11 protein-coding genes and 1 pseudogene are annotated in these 10,063 nt (G+C 66.9%); 4 read left to right on the top strand and 8 right to left on the bottom strand.

Translation table 11 applies throughout. The features are described 5' to 3' along the window. A pseudogene (locus ACFDTH_RS15395) lies at positions 1–445 on the bottom strand (NAD(P)(+) transhydrogenase (Re/Si-specific) subunit alpha); the annotation flags it as partial. A 1-nt stretch (position 446) separates the two neighbouring features. After that, positions 447–572: an aa3-type cytochrome c oxidase subunit IV gene (locus ACFDTH_RS15390; protein WP_375288441.1), complete on the bottom strand. Its 126-nt coding sequence runs from the start codon at positions 570–572 to the stop codon at positions 447–449. Between the two features lie 131 nt (positions 573–703). Between ACFDTH_RS15390 and ACFDTH_RS15385 the strand changes: the two genes are divergently transcribed. Next, positions 704–2,125: a sigma-54-dependent transcriptional regulator gene (locus ACFDTH_RS15385; RefSeq protein WP_375288440.1), complete on the top strand. Its 1,422-nt coding sequence runs from the start codon at positions 704–706 to the stop codon at positions 2,123–2,125. 157 nt (positions 2,126–2,282) lie between these two features. On the opposite strand, the gene ACFDTH_RS15380 is transcribed toward ACFDTH_RS15385, so the two are convergent. Both ACFDTH_RS15380 and ACFDTH_RS15375 read right to left on the bottom strand, forming a co-directional pair. Continuing rightward, positions 2,283–2,762, bottom strand: coding sequence for a hypothetical protein (locus ACFDTH_RS15380; RefSeq protein WP_375288439.1), 480 nt, complete (start codon positions 2,760–2,762; stop codon positions 2,283–2,285). A gap of 246 nt (positions 2,763–3,008) precedes the next feature. Continuing rightward, the gene (locus ACFDTH_RS15375) at positions 3,009–3,569 is read right to left on the bottom strand and encodes a helix-turn-helix domain-containing protein (RefSeq protein WP_375288438.1); all 561 of its coding nucleotides are present in this window, start codon (positions 3,567–3,569) and stop codon (positions 3,009–3,011) included. A gap of 58 nt (positions 3,570–3,627) precedes the next feature. Here ACFDTH_RS15375 and ACFDTH_RS15370 point away from each other — a divergent pair, with 58 nt between their 5' ends. Then, positions 3,628–4,092: a DUF6456 domain-containing protein gene (locus tag ACFDTH_RS15370; RefSeq protein ID WP_375288437.1), complete on the top strand. Its 465-nt coding sequence runs from the start codon at positions 3,628–3,630 to the stop codon at positions 4,090–4,092. A 10-nt stretch (positions 4,093–4,102) separates the two neighbouring features. Continuing rightward, complete coding sequence (dapF, locus tag ACFDTH_RS15365) at positions 4,103–5,035, top strand: diaminopimelate epimerase (protein ID WP_375288436.1); 933 nt, start codon at positions 4,103–4,105, stop codon at positions 5,033–5,035. A gap of 126 nt (positions 5,036–5,161) precedes the next feature. On the opposite strand, the gene ACFDTH_RS15360 is transcribed toward dapF, so the two are convergent. The 4 genes from ACFDTH_RS15360 to ACFDTH_RS15345 all read right to left on the bottom strand — a co-directional run bounded on the left by ACFDTH_RS15360 (position 5,162) and on the right by ACFDTH_RS15345 (position 9,040). Next, positions 5,162–5,746, bottom strand: a complete 585-nt coding sequence (locus tag ACFDTH_RS15360; protein WP_375288435.1) for a hypothetical protein — start codon at positions 5,744–5,746, stop codon at positions 5,162–5,164. Between the two features lie 203 nt (positions 5,747–5,949). Then, on the bottom strand, positions 5,950–6,237 hold the full coding sequence (locus ACFDTH_RS15355; RefSeq protein ID WP_375288442.1) for a type ISP restriction/modification enzyme: 288 nt from the start codon (positions 6,235–6,237) through the stop codon (positions 5,950–5,952). Positions 6,238–6,275: 38 nt separating this feature from the next. After that, complete coding sequence (locus ACFDTH_RS15350; RefSeq protein WP_375288434.1) at positions 6,276–8,666, bottom strand: hypothetical protein; 2,391 nt, start codon at positions 8,664–8,666, stop codon at positions 6,276–6,278. After that, positions 8,663–9,040, bottom strand: a complete 378-nt coding sequence (locus ACFDTH_RS15345) for a hypothetical protein (protein WP_375288433.1) — start codon at positions 9,038–9,040, stop codon at positions 8,663–8,665. The genes ACFDTH_RS15350 and ACFDTH_RS15345 overlap by 4 nt, the downstream gene beginning before the upstream one ends. Before the next feature lie 288 nt (positions 9,041–9,328). On the opposite strand from ACFDTH_RS15345, the gene ACFDTH_RS15340 reads away from it, so the two are divergent. Next, positions 9,329–9,892 (top strand): hypothetical protein, encoded by a 564-nt coding sequence (locus tag ACFDTH_RS15340; RefSeq protein WP_375288432.1) that lies wholly within the window; start codon positions 9,329–9,331, stop codon positions 9,890–9,892. Positions 9,893–10,063 lie beyond the last annotated feature (171 nt).

The raw sequence follows: 10,063 nt of genomic DNA, 5'->3' as shown, positions 1-10,063 counted from the left end.
CGGCGGCGGCATCGAGCACCGCTTTGTAGCCCGACAGGTTCGATTGCGAGGACAGGACGTCCATCGATTGCGCGCGGGTGATGCGCGGCATGAACTCCATCGCCAGCGCCTCGATGCCGGCGGCGGCATAGCCGTCGACGCGGGTGCGATCTCCGAACGGGTTGAGGATCGCGGCGAGCCAGGCGCCCGGCGCGACGCCGGCGAGGCTGGCGGGATCGGGCCCCTGCACCGCGAGAATGATGTCCGCCCCGGCCAGCGTCGCGGCGCGATCGGCGACGGTGGCGCCTGCGGCCTCATAGGCAGCGTCAGGGATCGCGGCGGACAGCCCTGCGCCCGATTCGACCGCAACGGTGGCGCCGAGCCCGGCGAACTTCTTCGCGGTCTCGGGACTGAGCGAGACCCGCGCCTCCCCCGGCGCAGTCTCGCGGAGGGCGGCGATCTTCACCTCAGCCGGCGATCAGCCAGATCACCAAGGCGGCGATCGATACGCAGGCGACCGTGCCCCATTTCAGCATGTCGATGACACGCGCGTAGGTCTTCGAATGCGATGAAATGTCCATGTCGCCGGCCATGGCGGTCCCCTCGTTAGCGTGACATCGTTGTGCGTCTGTCTATCCGCGTGGGCCGCGCGGCTCAAGCGCGCCTTAAGCCAGCCTTTACCGCCCCGTTCTAGGACAGTGCGGAAGGTTCTTAGGATTTTGCCATGACGCGCAACGGGCAGCGCCTGCTGATGCTGATCGACGACGAGCCCGCGCAGCGGCGGCTGGTCGCGGCGCTGGCGGCGCGCGCGGGCTGGCGATCGGTGTTCGCCGCCGACAATGAGATGGCGATCGCGATGCTGGGCACGCAGGACGGCATGCAGCTGGACGCGATCCTGCTCGACCATTGGTCCCCCGACGCCGATGCGACGCCGCTGATCGAGGAATTGCGCAAGCGGCGCCCGGCGCTGCCGATCCTGATGATCACCGCCAACGGATCGGTGGCGCATGCGGTGGGGGCGATGCGCGCGGGCGCGACCGACTTCCTGGTCAAGCCGCTGGCGCCCGAGCGGCTGCTGGCGGCGCTGGACGCGGCGGTGGGGGCGACCCAGGCGGGCGAGCTCAGGCCGTTGACCGAGAAGATCCCGGCGCTGCTGGGATTCGAGGAGATCGTCGGCAGCGCCCCCGATTTCCGCGCCGCGCTGGCGATCGCGGCCAAGGCGGCGCGCGCGCGGGTGCCGGTGCTGGTGGAGGGCGAGAGCGGGGTCGGCAAGGAAGTCGTCGCCGAGGCGGTGCATGCCGCCTCCCCCCGGGCGCGCAAGACGATGACCGCGCTCAACTGCGCCGCCATCCCGGTCAACATGGTCGAGAGCGATCTGGTCGGGCATGAGAAGGGGGCGTTCCCCGGTGCGTTCGAGCGGCGGATCGGGCGGCTGGTGAATGCCGATGGCGGCACCCTGTTCGTCGACGAGATCGACGCGATGCCGCTGGAGGCGCAGGGGAAATTGCTCCAGTTCCTCGACACCGGCGAGGTGCATCCGATCGGCGCGCGGCATTTCCGCGCGGTGGACGTACGGATCATCGCCGCGACCAACCGCAACCTGGAGGACGAGGTGGCGGCGGGGCGATTCCGCGAGGATCTGCTCCAGCGGCTGGCGGCGGTGCGCGTCACCATCCCGCCGCTGCGCCAGCGGGCGGGTGACATCCCGGACCTGACGCGGCACCTGCTCGCGCGGATCGCGCGCCAGCCGGGGCTGCGCGAGCTGGGGATCACCGACGAGGCCTTGTCGCTGCTGGTCTCCTACGACTGGCCGGGCAATGTGCGGCAGCTCCAGAACGCGCTGTTCCGCGCGGCGGTGCTGTGCGAGGGCGATGCGCTGACCCGCGAGGACTTCCCGCAGATCGCCAGCCTGGCGGAAAGCGCGCCGCGCGTCTCGGTGGCGACGCCGATCGCCGCCTCTGGGGGCGTGACTTTGTTCCGGCCCGACGGCAACCTGCGCGCGCTGGAGGAGATCGAGGCGGACGTGATCCGCCTGGCGATCGGCCATTATCGCGGGCGGATGACCGAGGTGGCGCGACGGCTGGGGATCGGGCGGTCGACCTTGTATCGCAAGCTGGGCGAACTGGGAATCGACAACGCGGCTTGAGGGGGGCGGCTTTCTGCTGTTCGATGCGGCGGCGACGATCACGGGCGCGATGCTGACGAGTTGCGGGGGGGGGTATCTGTTGTGAGGGGCATGCCGCATGTGCAGAGAACGGCCGGCTTCGAAACTGGACAGGACAAACGGACGTCGCCCTTTTCCGTCAGAGCGCTGCGGAGGCCATGACGTATACCTTAGCCGGCTTTCTATCGAGGAAAATAACAAGCGGACGCTTGGTGTATTTGAAGCATCCTAGGCCGCTGGCGAAAACGTGAAGATCTACGCCGCTCCAGCGAACATCGAGCTTTGGAACGGGTGTGGGAAAGACAGATCGGACCAAATAGGGTCGTGATCCCTTTGATGCGATACGATGAATGTCTTCGTCACCGACGAACGTACTGACTTGATTGGGATCTAGCGCAAGGATTGATCGCTCGTCCAAGAGAGCTTCAGCGGCGGCCACATTGCGATCGACCGGCCGTATAAGGATGTTGGAAACAACAGACCCCTCGTCTGAGGCGGATGGCTGGCGTAGCCACTCGTTAGCTGCCGCGAAAGCGCACTCCGCCTGCACGGCGCTTTCCGACAGCGATGAAAGGCTGACGAGAGCGGTTGCAATCGCAACATATGCGCGAACCCACATTGGATCACCTTCGAAGCCAGGCTGGCGAGGGCCTAGCACGTCCGCCTTAGGGCGTCTCCGATCTTCCCTGTCCTCCCCGCCAGGGGGAGGTGGCGCCGTAGGCGACGGAGGGGGAGGGTGGCGGTGCTCCTCGATTTCGAGGATGGCGTGTTCGCCGCCACCCGGCACATGCGTGCTTCCTCCCCCTGGCGGGGGAGGATTGCCGTTGTGGCTGACCCCGGCACAAGGCTGGGGTGACGGGTACGGCTACAACCCCCGCACCAGCCGTTCCGCCTTGGCCAGCCATGCGGGTGCGAGTTCCAGCGGGCGGGCGCCGGGGCCGGGGGGGAGCAAAGTGACGCGGCCGTCGTCCACCGACAGCAGGCGGCCGAACGCGAAGGCGCCGGCGCGGGCGGGGGCGAGGACGTCGCGGTGGAGGGCCTGCGCGAAGGCGTCGGGGGTGAGACGGCGACACCAGATTGTGTCGCCGGCACGGTAGTCGCCGACCGAGGCGGTGACCTCCACCGCGATCGTGCCCGCGGCGGGCGTCGGCGGGGCGGCGCGCATGTCGGCGCGGGGGGCCTCGGCGCCGTCGGGGCCGAGCAAGGCGGCGACGGGCAGGTCGGGGCGGTCGGGCAGGCGGACCAGATCGGCGGCGTCCACCCCAAGCGCCGCGGCGATGCGGTTGAGCCAGCCGACCGAAACGGTGCGCGTGCCCGTTTCCAGCCGGCCGATCGTCTGCGCGGTGGTGGGGGGATCGCACGCGCGCGCGACCTCCTCGAGCGTGAGCCCCTTGGCGCGGCGGACATCGCGGATGGCGGTGATCATGAACCCTCCTGGTTAAATCACTTTCCTACAGATCACCGTTCATGACAAGAGGCGAGTCATGCGAGAACTGGAAGACCGGGTGATCGACGGCTTCGGCGTGGTCGGGCCCAAGGCGACACAGAAGCGCGGGCGGAGCGTGACGGTGAACGTCGCCGAATCGCCGCTGGCCTGGTTGCGGGCGCGGGACATGGTCTCGGCGCGGCAGTTCGAGGCGGGGGAGCGGCTGCGCGCCGATTTCGAGCGCGCGCAGCTCGGGCCGCAGGTGACGATGCGCTGGCAGGCGCGGGTCGACGGGGGTGGCGGCGGCGTCGATCCCACCACCACGCAGCTAGCGGCGAAGCGGCGGTTCGATGCGGCGCTGGCGGGGCTGGGGAGTGGCCTTGCCGATGTCGCCTGGCGGGTGATCTGCGCGGGCGAGGCGCTGCCCGCGGCGGAGAAGGCGCTGGGCTGGCCGACGCGATCGGGGCGGCTGGTGCTGACCTTGGCGCTCGACCGGCTGGCCGATCACTATCGGCTGCCCTAGATGCGGGGGCATGCGGATCGCCTTCACCTACGGCCATGGCTCGGGCAATGCCTTCCCGATCGTCGACGCGCGCGCGCTGGCGCTGACGGAGGCGGACTGGGCAGCGGTGGCGCGGGCGCTCGCCGATCGGGCGGGGCCGGTCGGCAGCGACGGATTGCTGCTGTTGACGCAAGGCACTGATCTTGCTGCTTTCGGCTTCCGGATGTTCAACTCCGACGGGTCGGAGGCGGAGACGTGCCTCAACGGGCTGCGGCTGGTGGCGCGGATGGGGTTTGCGGCGCTGGGGGTGGAGGCGGCGATGGTGTCGCTCAAGACCTCGACGGCCGAGGTGGCGCGCGATGCCGATCTGGCGCCGGGCGTCTATACCGTGCGCGAGCGGGCGGGACCGGCGGGGCTGGACGCGGGCGCGTGGCCGCTGGTGGGCGTGAAGCGCGTGGTCGAGGCGCCGGTGGCGCAGCTCGGGCCGCGGCTTTTCACCGCGGTGGCGATGCCCAATCCGCACCTCGTCAGCTTCGTGGAGACGATCGACGAGGCGGAGCTGCTGGGGCTGTGGGCGGCGTGCGAGGTGGCGCCCCCCTGGCTGCCCAATCGCGCCAATGTGTCGTTCGTGCAGGTGACCGACGACGGGCTGTTCGTGCGTACCGCCGAGCGCGGCGTGGGGCTGACCGACAGTTGCGGCAGCGCGATGGCGGCGAGCACCTATGCCGCGGCGCTGACCGGCAGGGTGCCGTTCGGGCGCGAGATCGTGGTGCGCAATCGGGGCGGGCTGGTGCGCGCCCAGGCGGATGCGGACGCGATGGTGACGCTCTCCGGCAATGCGACCTTCGAATGGGCGGGCGAGGCGGAGATCGACTTGGCCGCGGCGCGGGTGACCGAGGTGACGGTGGTGCGGCGGTTCGAGGAGGAAGTGGCGGCCTGGCAGCGGATAGCGGCCACCGTCTGAGCCCCCTCACCCTTCCGCCGACTGCGTCGGCTCCCTCCAGTTTCGGGTCAACATCGCCCCGCGATGTTGAGGTGGTGCCGGGGCACCACCGACCCGAAACTCCCACAAGGGGAGAGGGACTTGCGCTTAGCTCGCGACGCAGCCTTCGCCGGCCCACATCGCCTCGATCTTCGCATCGGGCGCGTCCGAGGCGAGGATGCCGGTGAGGCCGCCGGCGGTGAATTGCGTGCCGAGCGAGGTCTGCTCGATCCTGGCGTCGAGCACGTCGGTGAGGTCACGGCGGGTGGAGCCGACGCCGATCCCGGCCATGTTGGTGACGCCGGGCGCCCCCGTCCAGCCGACCAGCGCGGCGTCGCGGAAGTGGAGGGTGAAGCCGCTTTCCCAGCGCGCGAACTGGACCGGGCCGCTGGGGCAATCGGCGTTGGTGCCGCGCGCCTTCGGGTCGCCGAGCGCAGCTGTGGTGGCGGTGATCGCCTGTGCCTGCGAGGTGCCGAAGGCGAGCGGGACGGTGCGGCCGTTGGGATAGACGAAGCGCAGGCCTTCGCCGTCGACGGAGAGGGCGAGCTGTGGCGTTTCCGGCGTGGCGCTGGGGGTCGGCGACGGCGTGGTGGCGGCGACCGGGGTGGCGCTGGGCGCGGGCGCGGGCGCGGTGTCGTTTGCCGGGGCGGCGGAGCAGGCGGCGAGGGCGAGCAGCGGCAGGTATTTCAGCATGGGATTCCCGAGGATCAGCGCGGCAGTTTGGCAGGTGTACAGGTGGGTGTCACGGAATAGGCGGATGATCCCTCGCCCGTTCCACGCAATCTTTGGCCGGTCTCGTGCGTGCCGCACCAAGGGGTCGAGGCTGTCGAGGCGCGGGGCAGGCGGGTTTGGGGAAAGGGCAAGCTGTTCGGGCGCTTGCCGGACGTAGAAACGGATCAGCCATCGCCGCCCTCCCAGCCCGAGCGGTCGAGCGCGGCCATGGCGTCGGTGATCGCCAGCGTGTCGAGGCTGACGCGCACCACCTTCGCCAGCAGCGCGATCATGCTCTCCTTGTAATCGGCGAAGCGATAGGTGTTGAACTTCTCCCGGATGGTGGGATCGCGCGGGGTCTTCTCCTTGTGCTGATCGAGCACCCAGTCGATCGCGGAGCGGTTGCCGAGGCGGTAGCGCCAGGCATCGGCGGGGATGCCGGAAAGCTGCGTATCCTCGTCGACACGGACCAGCCCCTGATCGGGGAGGGATTTGAGCGCGGAGGACGGTGCTACTCAGGCAGGAAGCCGAGTGAATAAACCATCGGGCGCAGCTTTGCCGATAGTGTCGCATAGGCGGCGTTGAACGGCGCAAAGTCGGTCAGTTCGGTATCGTCATAGGCCTGTAGCGCGCGGCGGACCTGATACCAGCCGGCGTCGGGACGACCGAGCTTGAATTCGTCCCTGATCCTGCGTGGGAAGTGCGTCGCGTGGAAGCGGCGGAACAGCGCGCGGCCTTCGTCAAGGACGGCTTGCGCTTCGGGCGAGAAAGCCATGCCGGCGATGTAGCGGACCATGAAATCGGATTCGAAGCGGCCGCTCGCTCCCATCTCGGCCTCGGTGAAGGGGACAAAGTGGTTGGTCAGCGACCAGTCACGATCGTTCCAATGCAGGCCGTCGGCGCCAGCGGTGAGGTTCTTGCCGTTGAACAGCATCCAGACTAGGCAGTCGGCCTTGAACTCAGCGCTTAGAGGGCGCGAGGGTTGAAGAAATTGATCGGCGTGGTTCAGCCATGTATGGCGAGCAAGTAAACGCACAGAGAATATAATCGCAGCGTAATTGAGATTTTCTGACAGGATAAATAGGCCGCCGCCGTTCCTTCCAGTGAATATTGAAGACGTGATAAGTGTACCTTGGCCTGCGTTTTGCAAGTCATTGTTACTCGCAAAAAGGTGTCCCAAAGCTCCATCGCAAGAAAGCTTCTTACGCGGGTTCCGCGATGGCGTCAGAGCGTTTGAGAGGGGAATCGTCAGACCGCCTTTGGCACGAGGCGCGGGAATCCAAGCATTCAAAAGCGACGAGTTGGGTCGAACCACATACGTCTTTTCCCCTACGAATTTACCAGTACGATCAAGCGCGTTTGTTGTTATATCAGCGATAGTCTTCTCACCAGAAGTGTTCCAGATCAGAAATCCAATCGGGAAATTGCCTTCTAAACCGTCGAACGACCGACTGTGTACCACAAACCCGCCGAGATACTCAGCTTTCCAAGTGCGGCGAAATGCCTCGAAGTTAGGTCCGTTCAAGTACTTAAGCGTGCTGAACATCGCCAGCTTGTACGCGGTCAATTCCTGACGCATTCGGATTAGGAACTGTACAAATAGTTCCTTACTCGCATAACCCAGGTTCATCCCGCGCATTGCGTTGTTCATGCGAGTCTTTTCAATGCCAACCTTGTTTTCGTCGCCTTTGACGATTCCTGATCCGCTTTCCCCATAGGGCGGATTGATCAGTACGAGAATCGGCTTCGCGCCCTTCACCCCCGCGTTGGCGTCGGCGATCGCCTGTCGCAGTGCAGGCGGCAGTTTGTTCGACAGGTTGTAATCGATCTCGCCGAAATCGGTGACGTCGTCGTTAAGGTAGTCGTACTGGAAGATTCCCGCGCCAGCGAAGGCGGGGTTGGAGCGCATGATCGTGACGTCGGCTTGATCAAGCGTCGACATGAAGACGTTGCGCAGGTTGCTGTGCTTCGCCTCCAAATTGCCGACGCCGGCGCACATGTCCCACACGATGTAGCGCTGTTGCCAGTCGTCGCCGAGCGTCGCGCGCAGTTCGTCGTAGGCTTTGTCGACGATGTGCAGCGGGGTGTAATAGGCGCCCTTGAACTTCTGTTCGTCGAGCGGAAGCAGGCTGTCGCGTCGTTCGAGCAGATAGTGGCGATGCTTCTCCTCGGGCGGGCGATGGTAGATCGCCCAGAAGTTGTTGTAGCCGCGCTGGCTCGCGAGTTCGTAGGTGCGCCCGTCGAGCAAGAACGTGGGGCCGGCGGCGGTCATCAGCAGGCGCGCGGGCAGATTGCGCATCGCCTCGTTCGCGCCGTCGTGCATAATGTCGGCGAAGAACAGCACGGCATAATCGGCCTGGCTAGCGACACCAAGCTCGCTGCCGACGAGATCGACCCAGCGATCGAATACCTGCCGCAGATTGTCCGGCGTGATCGGCGTGCGGATAATGCGGCGTTCGTGGATCGCATCCTTCACCGCCTTGACGAACGCCGCCTCATCGCGAGCGATCTCATATTCGACGATATGTGTCTGAACGTAGGGCGCGATCTGCGCGGCGAGCGTGCGATCCGCGCCCGATCCCGATTTCGGCCAGACGATTGCTTTGTCGTCTAGCAGCGGCAGCGCGCGCTCGGTCGGCATGAGCGCCGCCTTCTCGCGATCGATCACGGCGAGGAAGGCGGGGATCGGCTCTCCACGCTTCTTCGCGGCGCGGACGTAGAACATGAGCTGCGCGACCATGACGATCGGCGGGGTGGGGGCGTCCTTCGCCTCGAACCACACCTCCTCCGTCTGAATATCGACGAGGCCCTTGTGATAACCCTCGAGGCCGAGCGCCTTGATGTAGGCGTCCTTGACGTCTTCCTCGGTGCGGGCGCGGGATAGATCAGATAAAAGGCTCATAGCGAGGCACCAGTGATATTAGTTGCTAAGGCGAATGCAGTCGCGCCATCGTCGGTGAAGATGATATTGTCTCGCGGATAGCCCTTGCGGAACTTGGCGGCGATCTCCGCCTCCAGATCATCCTGCTCGTCCTTGGCCTCCCAATAGCCGAAGGGGACGCGCAGGCCGTGGAGCAGCGCGCCATCGACGTAGATGCGCGTCATCTGCTTCGTCAGGATATCATGCTCGGCGACGAACTGGAGATCGTGCTGGCGGCCCCAACGCTTGAGCAGGTCCTTGAACGCCTCGCGCAGCACGCTTTCGCGGCGGCTGCCGGAGACCTGGCGCAGGCGATCGAGCTCGGCGCGATATTCGTTGATCAGCTGGCGGCTCAATGGCTTCCCTCCCCGTGCCGTGCGTCATGGCGGCGGCGGTGGGGAGGGGCAAGCCGGATGGGATCGGATTTCGATCGGGTGTGGCGCGACCCGATTGTCGCGAACCATATGGGTAAAATGCGCTTGACAGCGTCACGCTCATCGGGTACATAACAGGAACGCTGAGGAATTGCGGGCGGGGGACACGGGACGTGGCCCGCAAGGCACCTCGGCAGGAAACGGGCCGGCGATGCGCCAGGGAGACTGGGCGGCATCGACCGGCCCGTTTCCGTTTCCAAGGCTGGCGCCATGGCGCGCAATATCGAGGGGGATGGGATGCCCGGCCACCATGCGATCATCACGGAAAAGCATACCGCCTTCACCGCGAGGAAATGGGTCCGCTGGACCAAGGCGATGCGCGCGGTGTTCCTGGATCACCTGGCCGCGACCTGCAACGTGAAGCAGGCGGCCGAGGCGATCGGGGTGGAGCCGTGCTCCGTCTATCTGCTGCGGCGGCGCGAGCCGGCCTTTGCGGATGCCTGGGGCGAGGCGCTGGCGCTGGGCTATGAGATGCTGGAAACGCAGCTGGTGGGCCATGCGCTGGCCGGCGGCGACGCGGACGGCGTGCTGGACAATGGCGCGGACACGCGCGCGGGTCCGATCACGGTGGCGCTGGCGCTCAAGCTGCTGACGCTCCACCGCGGGCGCGACGGCAAGCCGCGACGCGGCGGCCCCAAGCCGCAATATGCCAGCCGCGACGACACCGACACGGTGCTGCTCGCCAAGCTGGCCGACCTTGAGGCGAAGCGCGCGCGCGCCGCCGCCCGGTCAGCGGCCGAGGCGGGGGAAGCAGCGGCGGGGGAGGGACAATGACCTACGATCCCGGCCAGGTCGCGAAGGACGAGACGATCGACCGGCTGCTGGCACTGCCCCCGGCCGAGCGCGCGCTGGCGGTGCGCGCCCTCAGCCGGCCCCAGCAGCGCGAGTTCATGGCACGCTGGGCGGCATGGGCGCAGAAGGGGCAGCTGGCCCCGCCGGGCGACT

The sequence above is a fragment of the Sphingomonas sp. genome, assembly GCF_042096255.1.
Classification (GTDB): Bacteria; Pseudomonadota; Alphaproteobacteria; order Sphingomonadales; family Sphingomonadaceae; genus Sphingomonas.
The sequence above is the reverse complement of the archived record's forward strand: the minus strand, read 5'-3'. Positions and strand labels throughout refer to the sequence as shown.